The organism is Streptomyces sp. NBC_01454 (assembly GCF_036227565.1).
Lineage (GTDB): Bacteria > Actinomycetota > Actinomycetes > Streptomycetales > Streptomycetaceae > Streptomyces.
In genome coordinates this window covers 6906671-6922403 of the sequence record NZ_CP109460.1, presented here as the reverse complement: position 1 = coordinate 6922403, position 15733 = coordinate 6906671, and the positions used below count along the sequence as shown (strand labels likewise).

Annotated in this window: 16 protein-coding genes; 1 reads left to right on the top strand and 15 read right to left on the bottom strand. The window is 70.6% G+C overall.

Features of this window, described 5'->3' with window-relative positions; all coding sequences use genetic code 11:
- Positions 1 to 36: 36 nt before the first annotated feature.
- From rpoZ to pyrR, 11 genes are all read right to left on the bottom strand, one after another.
- Complete coding sequence (rpoZ, locus tag OIU81_RS30645; RefSeq protein WP_005319902.1) at positions 37 to 309, bottom strand: DNA-directed RNA polymerase subunit omega; 273 nt, start codon at positions 307 to 309, stop codon at positions 37 to 39.
- A 102-nt stretch (positions 310 to 411) separates the two neighbouring features.
- A complete protein-coding gene (gmk, locus tag OIU81_RS30640) occupies positions 412 to 1032 on the bottom strand; it encodes a guanylate kinase (RefSeq protein WP_147246692.1) in 621 nt (206 codons plus the stop codon).
- Positions 1033 to 1070: 38 nt separating this feature from the next.
- Entirely contained in the window at positions 1071 to 1394 is a 324-nt protein-coding gene (locus OIU81_RS30635) for an integration host factor (RefSeq protein ID WP_006607450.1), read from the bottom strand.
- Positions 1395 to 1607: 213 nt separating this feature from the next.
- Positions 1608 to 2450, bottom strand: coding sequence for an orotidine-5'-phosphate decarboxylase (gene pyrF, locus OIU81_RS30630; RefSeq protein WP_329153014.1), 843 nt, complete (start codon positions 2448 to 2450; stop codon positions 1608 to 1610).
- Positions 2447 to 3556 (bottom strand): quinone-dependent dihydroorotate dehydrogenase, encoded by a 1110-nt coding sequence (locus OIU81_RS30625; protein WP_329153012.1) that lies wholly within the window; start codon positions 3554 to 3556, stop codon positions 2447 to 2449. The genes pyrF and OIU81_RS30625 overlap by 4 nt, the downstream gene beginning before the upstream one ends.
- A 100-nt stretch (positions 3557 to 3656) precedes the next feature.
- Positions 3657 to 6968: a carbamoyl-phosphate synthase large subunit gene (carB, locus tag OIU81_RS30620; RefSeq protein ID WP_329153010.1), complete on the bottom strand. Its 3312-nt coding sequence runs from the start codon at positions 6966 to 6968 to the stop codon at positions 3657 to 3659.
- Complete coding sequence (gene carA, locus OIU81_RS30615; RefSeq protein ID WP_329153008.1) at positions 6961 to 8115, bottom strand: glutamine-hydrolyzing carbamoyl-phosphate synthase small subunit; 1155 nt, start codon at positions 8113 to 8115, stop codon at positions 6961 to 6963. The genes carB and carA overlap by 8 nt, the downstream gene beginning before the upstream one ends.
- Complete coding sequence (locus OIU81_RS30610; RefSeq protein ID WP_329153006.1) at positions 8112 to 8708, bottom strand: PH-like domain-containing protein; 597 nt, start codon at positions 8706 to 8708, stop codon at positions 8112 to 8114. The genes carA and OIU81_RS30610 overlap by 4 nt, the downstream gene beginning before the upstream one ends.
- Complete coding sequence (locus tag OIU81_RS30605; protein WP_329153004.1) at positions 8705 to 9991, bottom strand: dihydroorotase; 1287 nt, start codon at positions 9989 to 9991, stop codon at positions 8705 to 8707. The genes OIU81_RS30610 and OIU81_RS30605 overlap by 4 nt, the downstream gene beginning before the upstream one ends.
- A gap of 4 nt (positions 9992 to 9995) precedes the next feature.
- On the bottom strand, positions 9996 to 10973 hold the full coding sequence (locus OIU81_RS30600) for an aspartate carbamoyltransferase catalytic subunit (RefSeq protein WP_329153002.1): 978 nt from the start codon (positions 10971 to 10973) through the stop codon (positions 9996 to 9998).
- 91 nt (positions 10974 to 11064) lie between these two features.
- Positions 11065 to 11655: a bifunctional pyr operon transcriptional regulator/uracil phosphoribosyltransferase PyrR gene (gene pyrR / locus OIU81_RS30595; protein ID WP_329153000.1), complete on the bottom strand. Its 591-nt coding sequence runs from the start codon at positions 11653 to 11655 to the stop codon at positions 11065 to 11067.
- 219 nt (positions 11656 to 11874) lie between these two features.
- On the opposite strand from pyrR, the gene bldD reads away from it, so the two are divergent.
- On the top strand, positions 11875 to 12375 hold the full coding sequence (bldD, locus tag OIU81_RS30590; RefSeq protein WP_006607459.1) for a transcriptional regulator BldD: 501 nt from the start codon (positions 11875 to 11877) through the stop codon (positions 12373 to 12375).
- A 196-nt stretch (positions 12376 to 12571) separates the two neighbouring features.
- Here bldD and nusB read toward each other — a convergent pair whose 3' ends face one another.
- The 4 genes from nusB to OIU81_RS30570 form a co-directional block, all read right to left on the bottom strand.
- Positions 12572 to 13006: a transcription antitermination factor NusB gene (nusB, locus tag OIU81_RS30585; RefSeq protein ID WP_329152997.1), complete on the bottom strand. Its 435-nt coding sequence runs from the start codon at positions 13004 to 13006 to the stop codon at positions 12572 to 12574.
- A gap of 2 nt (positions 13007 to 13008) precedes the next feature.
- Positions 13009 to 13575, bottom strand: coding sequence for an elongation factor P (gene efp, locus OIU81_RS30580; protein ID WP_329152995.1), 567 nt, complete (start codon positions 13573 to 13575; stop codon positions 13009 to 13011).
- Between the two features lie 66 nt (positions 13576 to 13641).
- Positions 13642 to 14748 (bottom strand): aminopeptidase P family protein, encoded by a 1107-nt coding sequence (locus OIU81_RS30575; protein WP_329152993.1) that lies wholly within the window; start codon positions 14746 to 14748, stop codon positions 13642 to 13644.
- Between the two features lie 64 nt (positions 14749 to 14812).
- Positions 14813 to 15682: a Pro-rich N-terminal domain-containing protein gene (locus OIU81_RS30570; protein WP_329152991.1), complete on the bottom strand. Its 870-nt coding sequence runs from the start codon at positions 15680 to 15682 to the stop codon at positions 14813 to 14815.
- Positions 15683 to 15733 lie beyond the last annotated feature (51 nt).

The window sequence follows — 15733 nt, the reverse complement described above, 5'->3', positions numbered from 1 at the left end:
TCGCTCCGCCGGGCCTCGATGAACTGCTGTGCTGCCTTACTGCGCGGGGCCCTCGATGGCCTCGGAGGTCAGCAGGCCCGCGTTGATCTCGCGCAGCGCGATCGACAGGGGCTTCTCGTGGACGTGCGTGTCCACGAGGGGGCCGACGTACTCCAGCAGGCCCTCGCCGAGCTGCGAGTAGTACGCGTTGATCTGGCGCGCGCGCTTGGCGGCGTAGATCACGAGGCTGTACTTCGAATCGGTGGCCTCGAGAAGCTCATCAATGGGCGGGTTGATGATGCCCTCGGGTGCGGTGATGGAAGAGGACACTCTCTGCCTTCCGAAAGGGGATAACGCCTGGGTCATGCGCCTGGTCGTAACGGAAATGGCGCAAAGTCGTGGTCGGTCCGGGGCCGGTGAAGCTCGGCGGGGTCAGCCGCTGGTGTTCCGCTCCTCGGATCGATGCAACATCAAGGCTAGCAGCTCGCGGCTGACGTCCTCGACGGAGGTGTTGACAAGCGTCACATCGAACTCCTTCTCCGCCGCCAGTTCGACCCGGGCGGCGGCGAGCCGGCGTTCGATGACCTCCGGCGCCTCGGTGCCCCGGCCGGTGAGCCGGCGGACCAGCTCGTCCCAGCTCGGCGGGGCGAGGAAGACCAGATGGGCCTCCGCCATGGACTCGCGTACCTGGCGGGCGCCCTGCAGGTCGATCTCCAGCAGGACCGGCTCGCCGGCCTCCAGCCGGTCCAGCACCGCCTTGCGGGGGGTGCCGTAGCGGTTGCCGGCGAATTCGGCCCATTCGAGCAGCTCACCGTTGGCGATCAGCTTGTCGAATTCCACGTCGTCGACGAAGAAGTACTGCACGCCGTGCCGCTCCCCGGGGCGCGGCTTGCGGGTCGTGGCCGAAACCGAGAGCCAGACCTCGGGGTGGACCTTGCGCATATGCGCGACGACCGTGCTCTTGCCGACCCCGGAGGGGCCGGAGAGCACGGTCAGCCGCGGTTGTCTGGCCGGGGGCTCGGGGGTCGTCCCCCGGGAGACTGCAGAACTCATGCAGCGATTATTCCAGCTTCCCGGTGGTGCCGGAAAATTCAGGAAGCGGTGCTGCCGAACTCGCGCTCCAGCGACGCGATCTGGTTGGAGCCAAGACCCCGGACTCGGCGGCTCTCGGAGATCCCGAGTCGCTCCATGATCTGCTTGGCACGGACCTTGCCGACGCCCGGCAGGGACTCCAAGAGGGCGGAGACCTTCATCTTGCCGATGACGTCGTTCTCCTGGCCCTGCTTGATGACCTCATGGAGGGAAGCACCGGAGTGCTTGAGCCGATTCTTGACCTCGGCGCGCTCCCGGCGAGCCGCGGCGGCCTTCTCGAGCGCGGCTGCGCGCTGTTCAGGGGTAAGGGGCGGAAGAGCCACGCCTACGTCACCTCGGATGTAGAACTCGGATACGGACCGGTGTGGAACCTAGTCGCCCCGCACCTGCGGAGCAACGAGCAACGCGCTTACGTGCAGTGCTCTCGTCGGAGACTAGCGGGCGAGCGCTCCGGAGTCAGCGAGAACAGACGAAAAGTCCTGGTCAGACTCTGCTGACCAGGACAATTCGGGACCAAAGTCCCCGCCGGAAGGCGTTCAGGCGAGCGCGGTGCGCACTTCGTCGGCGAATCGGTCGGCCGCCGCGCGCAGTGCCGAGGGGTCCGGACCGTGCCGCAGCACCCCCCGGCTGACGCTCGGCAGGACGTTGTGGACGGCGTCGCCGAAGACGGCCGGGAGGTCAGCGGGGGTGGCTCCCTGGGCGCCGATGCCGGGGGCGAGCAGCGGGCCGTTGATCGACAGCTCGAACGAGGAGAGATCGCCGAGCGTGGCGCCGACGACCGCGCCGAAGGAGCCCAGCGGCTCGGCGCCGGCGTTCTCCGCGGCGAGGTGGCCGAGCATGGTCGCCGCGACGGTGCTGCCGTCGGCGCGGACCGCGCGCTGGACCTCCTCGCCCTCCGGGTTGGAGGTGAGGGCGAGGGTGAACAGCCCGCAGCCGTTCTCCCGGGCCAGGTCGACGGCCGGGCGCAGCGAGCCGTAGCCCAGGAAGGGGCTGACCGTCACGGCGTCCGAGAACAGCGGGGAGGCCGGGTCGAGGTAGGTCGCGGCGTACGCGGCCATGGTGGAGCCGATGTCGCCGCGCTTGGCGTCCATCACGACCAGGGCGCCGCGCTCGCGGGCCTCGACGACGGCGGTCTCCAGGACGGCCAGGCCGCGCGAGCCGAAGCGCTCGAAGAACGCGGATTGTGGCTTGAACACGGCCACCGAGTCGCCGAGGGCCTCCACGACGGTACGGGTGAAACGCGCCAGGCCCGCGACATCGTCGTTCAGGCCCCAGTCGGCCAGCAGCGAGGCATGCGGGTCGATGCCGACGCACAGCGGTCCGCGCGCGTCCATGGCGCGGCGCAGGCGGGCCCCGAAGGGGTTCGCGGACTCGGTCATGTGGTCACCTTCTTGTGCTCGGCGCCGACGGCCTCGGCGAGGGTGGCGTAGGGGCTGTTGCGCAGGCGGGCGGCCAGTCCCTTGTGGATCGCGCGGCACCAGAACGGGCCCTGGTAGATGAAGGCGCTGTAGCCCTGGACCAGGGTGGCGCCGGCGAGGATGCGCTGCCAGGCGTCCTCGGCGTTCTCGATGCCGCCGACGCCGATGAGGGTGATCGTGTCGCCGACCCGGGCGTAGAGGCGCCGCAGCACCTCCAGGGAGCGTTCCTTGACGGGCGCGCCGGACAGTCCGCCGGTCTCGGCGATCAGCTCCGGGGCGGAGGTCAGCCCCAGGCCCTCGCGGGCGATCGTGGTGTTGGTGGCGATGATCCCGTCCAGGCCGAGCTCGACGGCGAGGTCGGCGACCGCGTCCACGTCCGCGTCGGCGAGGTCCGGCGCGATCTTGACCAGCAGCGGGACCCGGCGGTCGGTGACGGTACGGTCCGCGGCCTCGCGGACCGCGGTCAGCAGCGGCCGCAGGTGGTCGACGGCCTGGAGGTTGCGCAGCCCCGGCGTGTTCGGGGAGGAGACGTTGACGACCAGGTAGTCGGCGTGGCGGGCGAGCCGCTCGGTGGAGGCGACGTAGTCGGCGGTCGCCTCGTCCTCCGGTACGACCTTGGTCTTGCCGATGTTGACACCGACGGTGGCCGGGAAGACCGGGTTGCGGGCCGCCAGGCGGGCCGCCACGGACGCCGAGCCGTCGTTGTTGAACCCCATCCGGTTGATCAGCGCACGGTCCGGTACAAGGCGGAACAGGCGCTTCTTGGGGTTGCCCGGCTGCGGCTGGGCGGTGACCGTGCCGATCTCGACGTGGTCGAAGCCGAGCATGGTCGTGCCGTCGATAGCGACGGCGTTCTTGTCGAAGCCGGCGGCCAGCCCGAAGGGGCCGTGCATCCGGCGGCCCAGGGCCTCGGTGCGCAGCTCCTCGTGGCGGGGGGCGAGGGCGGCCGCGAGGAAGGTGCGCAGCACGGGGATGCGCACGGCCAGCTGGATCCAGCGGAAGGCCAGGTGGTGGGCCTCCTCGGGGTCCATGCGCTTGAAGATCAGGTGGAAGAACAGGCGGTACATCGTCGGGCGGGACCTTCCGCGGTGAGGAGTCGGGGGCTCGTGGAGCGGGTGCGGGGCGCACGAAGAGGGGGACACCGCCTCGGTGTCCCCCTCCCTGCCGCTACTCCGCGCGGGCCGCGGTGAGATGTTCGGCGTGTTCCTGGAGGGAACGCACCCCCACGTCTCCGCGGGACATGGCCTCGATGCCCTGGACGGCCGCGGCCAGCGCCTGGACCGTGGTCAGGCAGGGGATGCCGCGGGCGACGGAGGCGGTACGGATGTCGTAGCCGTCCAGCCGGCCGCCGGTGCCGTAGGGGGTGTTGATGATCAGATCGACCTCGCCGTCGTGGATCAGCTGGACGATGGTCTTCTCACCGTTCGGGCCCTCGCCCTCGGACTGCTTGCGGACCACGGTCGCGTTGATGCCGTTGCGGCGCAGCACCTCGGCGGTACCGGAGGTGGCGAGCAGCTCGAAGCCGTGCGCGACCAGTTCCCGGGCCGGGAAGATCATCGAACGCTTGTCCCGGTTGGCTACCGAGACGAACGCCCGGCCCTTGGTGGGCAGTGCGCCGTAGGCGCCGGTCTGCGACTTGGCATAGGCGGTGCCGAAGACCGAGTCGATGCCCATGACCTCGCCGGTGGAGCGCATCTCCGGGCCGAGGATCGTGTCGACGCCGCGGCCGTGGATGTCGCGGAACCGCGACCAGGGCATGACGGCTTCCTTGACGGAGATCGGCGCGTCCAGCGGCAGGGTGCCGCCGTCACCGGTCTTGGGCAGCATGCCCTCGGCGCGCAGCTCGGCGACGGTCGCGCCCAGGGAGATCCGGGCGGCGGCCTTGGCCAGCGGCACCGCGGTCGCCTTCGAGGTGAAGGGGACGGTGCGTGAGGCGCGGGGGTTGGCCTCCAGGACGTAGAGGATGTCGCCGGCCATCGCGAACTGGATGTTGATCAGGCCGCGGACGCCCACACCCTTGGCGATGGCCTCCGTTGAGGCGCGCAGCCGCTTGATGTCGTAGCCGCCCAGGGTGATGGGGGGCAGGGCGCAGGCGGAGTCGCCGGAGTGGATGCCGGCCTCCTCGATGTGCTCCATGACGCCGCCGAGGTAGAGCTCGTGGCCGTCGTAGAGCGCGTCGACGTCGATCTCGATCGCGTCGTCGAGGAACCGGTCGATCAGGACCGGGTGGCGGTCGATCAGGCCGGCGTGGCGGGTGAGGTACTCCCCGAGCGACGGCTCGTCGTAGACGATCTCCATGCCGCGGCCACCCAGGACGTACGAGGGGCGAACCATGACCGGGTAGCCGATCTCGGTGGCGATCCGCTTGGCCTCGTCGAAGGAGAAGGCGGTGCCGTACTTGGGGGCCGGCAGCCCGGCCTCGGTCAGCACCCGGCCGAAGGCGCCGCGCTCCTCGGCGAGGTCGATCGCCTCGGGCGAGGTGCCGACGATCGGTACGCCGTTGTCCTTGAGGGCTTGGGCCAGGCCGAGTGGGGTCTGGCCGCCGAGCTGGACGATGACGCCGGCGACCGGGCCTGCCTGGGTCTCGGCGTGCACGATCTCCAGGACGTCCTCGAGGGTGAGCGGCTCGAAGTAGAGGCGGTCGGAGGTGTCGTAGTCGGTGGAGACGGTTTCGGGGTTGCAGTTGACCATCACGGTCTCGTAGCCGGCGTCGCTCAGCGCGAAGGAGGCGTGGACGCAGGAGTAGTCGAACTCGATGCCCTGGCCGATGCGGTTGGGACCGGAGCCGAGGATGATCACGGCCGGCTTCTCGCGGGGCGCGACCTCGCTCTCCTCGTCGTAGGAGGAGTAGAAGTACGGCGTCTTCGCGGCGAATTCGGCGGCACAGGTGTCGACCGTCTTGTAGACCGGACGGACACCCAGCGCGTGGCGGACCTCGCGGACGACGTCCTCACGCAGCCCGCGGATCGCCGCGATCTGGGCATCGGAGAAACCGTGCCGCTTCGCATCCGCAAGGATCTCCGGGTGGAGCTTCTCGGCGGCCGCGATCTCGTCCGCGATCTCCTTGATCAGGAAGAGCTGGTCGACGAACCACGGGTCGATCTTCGTGGCGTCGAAGACCTCCTCGGGGCTCGCCCCGGCACGGATGGCCTGCATGACGGTGTTGATCCGGCCATCGGTGGGGACCTGGGCCTTGACCAGCAGCTCGGCCTGGTCACCGGGCTCGCCGACGAAGTCGAACTGGCTGCCCTTCTTCTCCAGCGAGCGCAGGGCCTTGTTCAGCGCCTCGGGGAAGTTGCGGCCGATCGCCATGGCCTCGCCGACCGACTTCATGGTCGTGGTCAGCGTCGCATCGGCGGCCGGGAACTTCTCGAAGGCGAACCGCGGCACCTTGACGACGACGTAGTCAAGCGTCGGCTCGAAGGAGGCCGGGGTCTTCTCGGTGATGTCGTTGGGGATCTCATCCAGCGTGTAGCCCACCGCGAGGCGCGCGGCGATCTTCGCGATCGGGAAGCCGGTGGCCTTCGACGCCAGCGCCGACGAGCGCGAGACCCGCGGGTTCATCTCGATGACGATGACCCGGCCGTCCTCGGGATTGACCGCGAACTGGATGTTGCAGCCGCCGGTGTCGACCCCCACCTCACGGATCACCGCGATCCCGATGTCCCGCAGCGTCTGATACTCCCGGTCGGTCAGCGTCATCGCCGGCGCCACCGTGATCGAGTCACCGGTGTGCACACCCATCGGGTCGAAGTTCTCGATGGAGCACACGACCACGACGTTGTCATTCTTGTCGCGCATCAGCTCCAGCTCGTACTCCTTCCACCCCAGGATCGACTCCTCCAACAGCACCTCGGTCGTCGGGGACAGCGTCAGGCCCTGGCCGGCGATGCGGCGCAGTTCCTCCTCGTCGTGGGCGAAGCCGGAGCCGGCGCCGCCCATGGTGAAGGAGGGACGGACCACGACGGGGTAGCCGCCGAGGGTCTCGACGCCCGCCAGGACGTCGTCCATGGAGTGGCAGATCACCGAGCGGGCGGACTCACCGTGCCCGATCTTGGCGTGGACGGCCGCGACGACCTCCTTGAACAGATCGCGGTCCTCCCCCTTGTTGATCGCCTCGACGTTGGCGCCGATCAGCTCGACGCCGTACTTATCGAGGGTGCCCGACGCGTGCAGCGAGATCGCCGTGTTCAACGCCGTCTGCCCGCCCAACGTGGGCAGCAGCGCGTCCGGGCGCTCCTTGGCGATGATCTTCTCGACGAAGTCCGGGGTGATCGGCTCGACGTAGGTGGCGTCGGCGATCTCCGGGTCGGTCATGATCGTCGCCGGGTTGGAGTTCACCAGGATGACCCGCAGGCCCTCGGCCTTCAGGACCCGGCAGGCCTGCGTGCCGGAGTAGTCGAACTCGGCGGCCTGGCCGATGACGATCGGACCGGAGCCGATGACCAGGACGGACTGGATATCGGTGCGCTTAGGCACGCTGGCCCTCCATCAGGGAAACGAAGCGGTCGAAGAGGTACGCGGCGTCATGCGGACCCGCGGCGGCTTCGGGGTGGTACTGAACACTGAACGCCGGCTGGTCAAGGAGGTGCAGACCCTCCACCACGTCATCGTTCAAGCAGACATGGGAGACCTCGGCACGGCCGAAGGGCGTCTCGGAGACCCTGTCGAGCGGGGCGTCGACGGCGAAACCGTGATTGTGCGCGGTGACCTCCACCTTGCCCGTCGTACGGTCCTGCACCGGCTGATTGATCCCCCGATGCCCGTACTTCAGCTTGAACGTCCCAAAACCCAACGCACGGCCCAGGATCTGGTTGCCGAAGCAGATACCGAACAGCGGCGTCTTCCGCTCCAGCACACCCCGCATCACGGAGACCGGGTGGTCGGCGGTGGCCGGGTCGCCGGGACCGTTGGAGAAGAACACCCCGTCCGGATGCACCGCGTAGACGTCCTCGACGGTGGCGGTGGCCGGCAGGACGTGCACCTCGATGCCACGCTCCGCCATCCGGTGCGGCGTCATGCCCTTGATCCCCAGATCGATCGCGGCGACCGTGAACCTCTTCGTGCCGATCGCCGGGACGACGTAGGACTCCTTGGTGGCGACCTGCGTGGACAGGTCGGCGCCGGCCATCTCGGGGGCCTGGCGCACCTTGGCCAGCATCGTGCCCTCGTCGGGCAGTGCCTCGCCGGAGAAGATGCCGACCCGCATCGCGCCGCGCTCGCGCAGGTGGCGGGTCAGGGCGCGGGTGTCGATGCCGCTGATCCCCACCACACCCTGCGCGATCAGCTCGTCGTCCAGGGAGCGCACCGAGCGCCAGTTGGACGGGATGCGGGCGGGGTCGCGGACGACGTAGCCCGCGACCCAGATCCGCTGCGACTCGGGGTCCTCGTCGTTCACCCCGGTGTTGCCGATGTGCGGAGCGGTCATCACGACGACCTGACGGTGGTACGAGGGGTCGGTCAGCGTCTCCTGGTAGCCGGTCATGCCGGTGGAGAACACCGCTTCGCCGAAGGTCTCCCCCACGGCCCCGTAGGCGCGGCCGCGGAAGCTGCGGCCGTCCTCCAGGACGAGTACGGCGGGGAGCCCCCTTGTGCCGTGGGCGGAACCCCTGGTGGAGGTCGTCATCGTGCGCCTTCCGTTTCGGTGTGCTCGGTGGTGCGGGTGGTGTGCGGGGTGGTGCTCAGCGTGGTGAGGGCCTCGACCCAGGCGGCGTGCTCGGCGGCCCGGTCGGAGCGGAAGCCCGAGTCGAGCTGCTTGCCGCCGTGTTCCCAGGTGACGATGAGCAGCGCGCCCTCGGTGAGGACCTTGCCGGCGATGCCCTTGTCCAGGCGGGCGCCGCGGAGTGCGGCCGTCGGCACGAAGAAGTCGACGGCGCCGGGGCGCACGACCGCCAGGCCCTGGTCGGTGAGGGTCAGCTCGACGCGGCTGCGGGTGCCCAGGCCGTGCGCGACGATGCGGTCGAGCCACTGCCCGGCGGTGGTGGAGCCGTGGTAGCGCCCGCTGAGCGTCAGCCGCGGCTCTCCGGGCTCGTCGGGGGTGGCCGGCAGCTCGGGCAGATCGCCCTGGAGCGTGCCGCGCCACTTCCAGCCCTGGCGCATCAGCCAGTAGACGAAGACCACGAAGACCAGCAGCCCGACGACCCAGCCGATCCGTGCCGCCCAGTCGGTGACCGGTGCGGACTGCTGTGCCGCGGCCAGGTGGAACAGTGATGGAGTCACGCCAGCTTCCCGTCGACGAGCGTTGCCCGGCCCCGCAGGAAGGTGTGGGTGACGCGTCCCGGCAGCTCACGGCCCTCGTAGGGGGTGTTGCGGCTGCGGGAGGCGAAGCCCGCGGGGTCCACCTCTCCACGGTAAGCGGAATCGACGAGGGTGAGGTTGGCGGGTTCACCGGCCGAGACGGGGCGGCCGTGGCCGGCGGCCCCGCCGATCTGCGCGGGCTTGACCGACATCCGGTCCGCGACGCCCGCCCAGTCCAGCAGTCCGGTCTCCACCATCGTCCGCTGGACGACCGACAGCGCGGTCTCCAGGCCCACCATGCCCATGGCGGCCGCGGCCCACTCGCAGTCCTTGTCCTCGTGCGGGTGCGGGGCGTGGTCGGTGGCGACGATGTCGATGGTGCCGTCGGCGAGGGCCTCGCGCAGCGCCATGACGTCGCGCTCGGTACGCAGCGGCGGATTGACCTTGTAGACGGGGTTGTAGGTGCGCACCATCTCGTCGGTGAGGAGCAGGTGGTGCGGCGTGACCTCGGCCGTCACATCGATCCCGCGGGACTTGGCCCAGCGCACGATCTCGACGGAGCCGGCGGTCGACAGGTGGCAGATGTGCACCCGGGAGCCCACGTGCTCGGCGAGCAGCACGTCCCGGGCGATGACCGACTCCTCGGCGACGGCGGGCCAGCCGCCGAGCCCGAGCTCCGCCGAGACGGCGCCCTCGTTCATCTGGGCGCCTTCGGTGAGCCGCGGCTCCTGGGCGTGCTGGGCGACGACGCCGCCGAACGCCTTCACGTACTCCAGGGCGCGCCGCATGATCACGGCGTCGTGGACGCACTTGCCGTCGTCGGAGAAGACGGTGACCCCGGCGGCGGACTCGTGCATGGCGCCCAGCTCGGCGAGCTTCTTGCCGTCCAGGCCGACCGTCACGGCGCCGATGGGCTGCACATCGCAGTAGCCGTGCTCCCGGCCGAGGCGGTAGACCTGCTCGACGACGCCGGCAGTGTCGGCGACCGGGAAGGTGTTGGCCATGGCGAACACGGCGGTGTAGCCGCCGCTCGCCGCGGCCCGGGTGCCGGTCAGGACCGTCTCGGAGTCCTCCCGCCCGGGCTCCCGCAGATGGGTGTGCAGATCGACCAGGCCGGGCAGCAGCACCTGCCCGCCGGCCTCGATGACCTGGGCCCCGTCGGCCGGCAGGTCCGTGCCCACGGCCTCGATCAGCTCCCCGTCGATCAGGACGTCCTGCGGCTCGCCGCCGAGCACCTGCGCACCGCGGATCAGAATCTTGCTCATGGTCTTACTTCTCCTCGGTACGGGGGTGGGTCACGGCGGGCTCGTTGCCGCCCAGAAGCAGGTACAGGACGGCCATCCGGACGGATACCCCGTTGGTCACCTGCTCGACGGCCGTGCAGCGCGCGGAGTCGGCGACCTCGGCGGTGATCTCCATGCCGCGGACCATCGGGCCGGGGTGCATCACCAGGGCGTGCCCGGGCATCCGGGCCATCCGCTGGCCGTCCAGGCCGTAGCGGCGCGAGTACTCGCGCTCGGTCGGGAAGAAGGCGGCGTTCATGCGCTCGCGCTGCACCCGCAGCATCATCACGGCGTCGGACTTCGGCAGCACGCTGTCGAGGTCGTAGGACACCTCGCAGGGCCAGTGCTCGACGCCGACCGGCACCAGCGTGGGCGGCGCGACCAGGGTGACCTCGGCGCCGAGGGTGTGCAGCAGGTCGACGTTGGAGCGGGCGACGCGGCTGTGCAGCACGTCGCCGACCAGGGTGATGCGCTTGCCGCCGAGGTCCTGGCCGAGCCCGGCGTCCGGGCCGATGAGCCGGCGCCGCATGGTGAAGGCGTCGAGCAGGGCCTGGGTGGGGTGCTGGTGGGTGCCGTCGCCGGCGTTGATGACCGGGGCGTCGATCCAGCCGGAGGTGGCGAGCCGGTAGGGCGCGCCGGAGGCACCGTGCCGGATGACGACGGCGTCGACGCCCATCGCCTCCAGGGTCTGGGCGGTGTCCTTGAGCGACTCGCCCTTGGAGACGCTGGACCCCTTGGCGGCGAAGTTGATCACGTCGGCGGAGAGCCGCTTCTCGGCGGCCTCGAACGAGATCCGGGTCCGGGTCGAGTCCTCGAAGAAGAGGTTGCAGACCGTGCGTCCGCGCAGGGTGGGAAGTTTCTTGATCGGCCGGTCGGCGACCCGGGCCATCTCCTCGGCGGTGTCGAGGATCAGGACGGCGTCGTCGCGCGTGAGGTCGGCGGCCGAGATGAGGTGACGCTTCATCCGGTGTGCTCCGTGGGTGAAGGAGGTGTACGGGTATCCGTCGAGCGGGCATGCCTGCGGGCCCGGGGTCACCGGGTCCGCGCGCGGTGCGCTAGCGCTCGCCGGCCGGTGCGGCGTGCTTCACGCCGAGCAGCACGGCGTCCCGGCCGTCCTCCTCGGTGAGCTGGACCTTGACCGTCTCCCGCAGCGACGTGGGGAGGTTCTTTCCGACGTAGTCGGCGCGGATCGGCAGCTCGCGGTGGCCGCGGTCGACGAGGACCGCCAGCTGCACGGCGCGCGGCCGCCCGATGTCGCCGAGCGCGTCCAGCGCGGCGCGGATCGTGCGCCCGGAGAAGAGGACGTCGTCGACGAGCAGGACGACCCGGCCCTCGATGCCGTCGGCGGGGATGTCCGTGCGGGCGAGCGTGCGGGCGGGGCCCAGACGCAGGTCGTCGCGGTACATCGTGATGTCGAGCGAGCCGACCGGAACGGCGCGGCCGGTGATCTCCTCCAGCTTGGCGGCCAGCCGCCGGGCGAGGAAGACTCCGCGGGTGGGGATGCCCAGGAGCACCACGTCGTCCGCGCCCTTGGCGCGCTCGACGATTTCGTGGGCGATACGCGTGAGCATCCGCGCGATGTCCGGGCCTTCGAGCACCGGTCGCGCGGGAAGCTGAACCCCCGCGTCGGAAGTGTGTGCGTCCATACGAAACGGACCCCCTTCTCCGCCTCACGGGACGGACCTTAAAGGACGTCGGAATTACGCAGTCAGGTTAGCAGGACCCCTTCCGGCGCCCGCCGGCACCCCTGACGGGTGAGGGTCTGACCCGTTCCGCTTGACGAAGTCAGATTACGCTGCGTAACCTCACAGTGAGTTACCAGCCCGCGGCTGAGCCGCATTTCGACACAGCGTCCGGGGAGCCATATGTCCAGCGAATACGCCAAACAACTCGGGGCCAAACTCCGCGCCATCCGCACCCAGCAGGGCCTTTCCCTCCACGGCGTGGAGGAGAAGTCCCAGGGCCGCTGGAAGGCCGTGGTCGTGGGTTCGTACGAGCGCGGCGACCGTGCCGTGACCGTGCAGCGCCTCGCCGAACTGGCGGACTTCTACGGCGTTCCGGTGCAGGAGCTGCTGCCGGGTACGACACCGGGCGGCGCGGCCGAGCCGCCGCCGAAGCTGGTGCTCGACCTGGAGCGCCTGGCCCACGTCCCGCAGGAGAAGGCCGGCCCGCTGCAGCGCTACGCCGCCACCATCCAGAGCCAGCGCGGTGACTACAACGGCAAGGTGCTCTCCATCCGCCAGGATGACCTGCGCACCCTTGCGGTCATCTACGACCAGTCGCCCTCGGTCCTGACCGAGCAGCTGATCAGCTGGGGCGTGCTCGACGCCGACGCCCGCCGCGCCGTGCAGCACGACGATCTCTGATACCCCTCCTACCTGCAGAAACGTGCCGCCGCTCCGGACTTCCGGGGCGGCGGTTCCGCGTTCCGGCGGGCCCGGACGGCGGGAGCGGCCGCCCGCGGTGCCCCCGCGGAGCGCCCCGGACGGCGTTCTGCGGGCATGCGACGGGCCCGGAGCAGATCCCTTCGCTCCGGGCCCGTTCACACGCTCTGCCGACCTCCTACCGCTCCTCGCGGCGCAGGCTCGGCTTCAGCTCCTTGAGCCGGCCGAGAAGGCCGTTGACGAAGGCCGGGGAGTCGTCCGTGGAGAACTCCCTGGCGAGCTGTACGGCCTCGTCGAGTGCCACCGCGTCCGGGGTGTCGTCCACCCAGAGCAGCTCGTAGGCGCCCAGACGCAGGATGCTGCGGTCGGCCGCCGGCATCCTGTCGAGATCCCAGTCGACCGCGTAGGTGGAGATCAGCTCGTCGATGCGGGTGACATGGTCCGCGTACCCCTCGACCAACTGCAGGGTGTATTCGTTCACCGGCGGCTGCCGGGGGTCGGTCCGGGCGTGCCGCATCCAGTCCGCGAGCACGGACTGCACATCGGCACCGCGCTGGTCGGCCTCGAAGAGTATCTGGAAGGCGCGCTTACGGGCCTTGCTGCGGGCAGCCACGGTTAGCTGTTCACCCGGCCGAGGTAGTCGCCCGTGCGGGTGTCGACCTTGATCTTCTCGCCGGTCGTGATGAAGAGCGGCACCTGGATGGAGTAGCCGGTCTCCAGCTCGGCGGGCTTGGATCCGCCGGTGGAGCGGTCACCCTGCACGCCGGGCTCGGTGTGCTGGATGGTCAGCTCGACCGCGGCGGGCAGCTCGACATAGAGCACCTCGCCCTCGTGCTGCGCCACGACGGCCTCGAAGCCCTCGATCAGGTAGTTGGCGGCGTCGCCGACGGCCTTGCGGTCGACGTGCAGCTGGTCGTAGGTGTCCATGTCCATGAAGACGAAGTAGTCGCCGTCCATGTACGAGAACTGCATCCCGCGCTTGTCGACGGTGGCCGTCTCCACCTTCACACCGGCATTGAAGGTCTTGTCCACCACCTTGCCGGACAGCACGTTCTTGAGCTTGGTGCGGACGAAGGCCGGGCCCTTGCCGGGCTTGACGTGCTGGAACTCGACGACGGACCAGAGCTGGCCGCCGTCGAGCTTGAGCACCATGCCGTTCTTGAGGTCGTTCGTGGATGCCACGGTTGCGGAATCTCCTGGACTGCAGGTGGTGGGACCCCGGAGCGGCGCAGCCCCGAACCCTGCGGTTCAGAGTGCGAGCAGCTCCTTGGTCGTGATCGTGAGTAGCTCGGGCCCGCCGTCCGCCTCGGGGCGGACGACGAGTGTGTCGTCGATCCGGACACCCCCTCGGCCCGGGAGGTGAACCCCCGGTTCGACGGTGACCGGCACGCAAGCGTCCAGTTTACCCATGGCGGCAGGGGACAACTGAGGGTCCTCGTCGATTTCGAGTCCCACACCGTGCCCGGTCCACGGTCCGAGGCGCTCGCCGTACCCCGCCGCATCGAGTACGTGGCGGGTCACCCGGTCCACCTCGCGGCACTCCACACCCGGTGCCAGCGCCTCCCGCCCGGCCCGCTGGGCTGCGAAAACGAGATCGTACAGCTCGATCTGCCAGTCCGCGGGCGTGGTGCCGATGACGAAGGTGCGGCCGATCTCGCAGCGGTAGCCGCGGTAGTTGGCGCCCAGACAGACACTGAGGAAGTCACCCTCCTCGACCCGTCGGTCGGTGGGCAGATGTCCGGGGCGGCCGGCGTTCTGCCCGGTCGCCACGGAGGTGGGGAAGGCCGGGCCGTCCGCGCCGTGGTCGACCAGCCGGCGCTCCAGTTCCAGCGCGAGATGCCGCTCGGTGCGGCCGACCAGAATGGATTCGAGCAGCTCCCCCAGAGCCTGGTCGGCGATCTCGGCGGCGATCCGCAGGCAGGAGATCTCGTCGTCGTCCTTCACCAGCCGCTGTGCCTCGACCGCGCATGCCAGGTCGGTCAGCCGCAGCCGGGGCGCGACCTGGGAGAGCGCCCGGTGGCGGGTGACGGTCAGATGGTGCTCCTCGACGGCCAGGGTGTCCGCGCCGGCCTTCGCGGCCAGGTCGGCGCCGGCCACCACCGGGTCGCCGCCCCGCGTCGGCAGGACCGACACCCGTACGTCCTCGGCCGGCCGCCCCTCGGCGGGATCCCCGCTCAGCTGCCTGCCGCAGAGCAGCACATCGACGGCCGGGCCCAGCAGCAGCGCGGCGCCGGACGGGGCGCAGCCGGTGAGATAGCGGACGTTCGCGGGGCGCGAGATCAGTGCGGCGGCACTTCCGGCCCCGGCTACGCGGTCGCGCAGCTGCATGCGTCGGACCGCGTACAACTCGGACATATCACGAGCGTACGGCGGCTTCCCCGAGGCGGCCGGTCGAGCGGGGCCGCCCGGGGGAAGGCCGCTACCAGGTGGGCGGACTGGCGATGCTGCGGGCCACGACGTCGTCCAGGACCCGTACCGTCGTGGCGACATCGTGCTGGGAGTTGTCGATGATCGGCAGTCCCGAGCCGTACCAGCCGGCCATCCGCCCGTGGATCCGGGCCACCTCTTCGTCGGACAGCCGGCGGTTGCCGCTGCGCCGGGCGTTGCGCTCCAGGACGATCTCCAGACCGGGCAGCAGCACGACCGGCAGCAGGCCGGGGCCCACATGCCGCTTCCAGCCGCCGAGGCCGACGACCGGCCGGTCGGGGAAGACGGCGTCGTCGAGGATGCAGGAGATGCCGTTGGCGAGGAAGTTGCGGGCCGCGAAGCCGCAGGTGCGGCGGGCGAGGCGGTATTGCGCCTCGGAGTGGTCGTTCCAGCCGGCCTGCGGGTCGGCGAAGCCGGCACGGACCCATTCACGGACGTCGTCGAGGCTGATGTGAGCGGTCGGCACCCGCCGGGTGTCGGCCCAGTGGCGCGCGACGCTGGTCTTGCCGGCTCCGGCCGGGCCGATGAGGAGCACCGCGACGGCCGTGTGGGTGGCGTCCGGGGCGGCGGTGTCGGCGGGCGGGCTGGGCAGGGGCACCGGGGCGCCCGGGGGCAGCCGGATCTGACCGGTGACGTCGTTGCCGGGCGCGGGGGGCACGGGGGGCGCGGACTGTTGGGGCGCGGGAGGGTGCCAGCCCTGCTGCGGGGCGGGCTGCTGCACGGGCGGAGGCGGAGCCGCGGGGGCCGGCGACGAGGGGGGCGGGGTGGGCTGCCCCGGGTGGGGCGTCCAGTGCATGGCGGCCCCGGGTCCTGATGCCTGCCCGTGGGGCGGCGGCAGCGGAGCCCCCACTGCGTAGTGCATCCGGTGGCTCTCCGTCTCGTGCGGTCGATGTGGTGCGTGGCTCCCCCGGCG

Coding starts and splice junctions, on each gene's coding strand:
- gmk (WP_147246692.1), bottom strand. CDS start 1,032: ATGAGTTCTGCAGTCTCCCGGGGGACGACCCCCGAGCCCCCGGCCAGA.
- pyrF (WP_329153014.1), bottom strand. CDS start 2,450: ATGACCGAGTCCGCGAACCCCTTCGGGGCCCGCCTGCGCCGCGCCATG.
- OIU81_RS30625 (WP_329153012.1), bottom strand. CDS start 3,556: ATGTACCGCCTGTTCTTCCACCTGATCTTCAAGCGCATGGACCCCGAG.
- carA (WP_329153008.1), bottom strand. CDS start 8,115: ATGACGACCTCCACCAGGGGTTCCGCCCACGGCACAAGGGGGCTCCCC.
- OIU81_RS30605 (WP_329153004.1), bottom strand. CDS start 9,991: ATGAGCAAGATTCTGATCCGCGGTGCGCAGGTGCTCGGCGGCGAGCCG.
- OIU81_RS30600 (WP_329153002.1), bottom strand. CDS start 10,973: ATGAAGCGTCACCTCATCTCGGCCGCCGACCTCACGCGCGACGACGCC.
- pyrR (WP_329153000.1), bottom strand. CDS start 11,655: ATGGACGCACACACTTCCGACGCGGGGGTTCAGCTTCCCGCGCGACCG.
- bldD (WP_006607459.1), top strand. CDS start 11,875: ATGTCCAGCGAATACGCCAAACAACTCGGGGCCAAACTCCGCGCCATC.
- OIU81_RS30575 (WP_329152993.1), bottom strand. CDS start 14,748: ATGTCCGAGTTGTACGCGGTCCGACGCATGCAGCTGCGCGACCGCGTA.
- OIU81_RS30570 (WP_329152991.1), bottom strand. CDS start 15,682: ATGCACTACGCAGTGGGGGCTCCGCTGCCGCCGCCCCACGGGCAGGCA.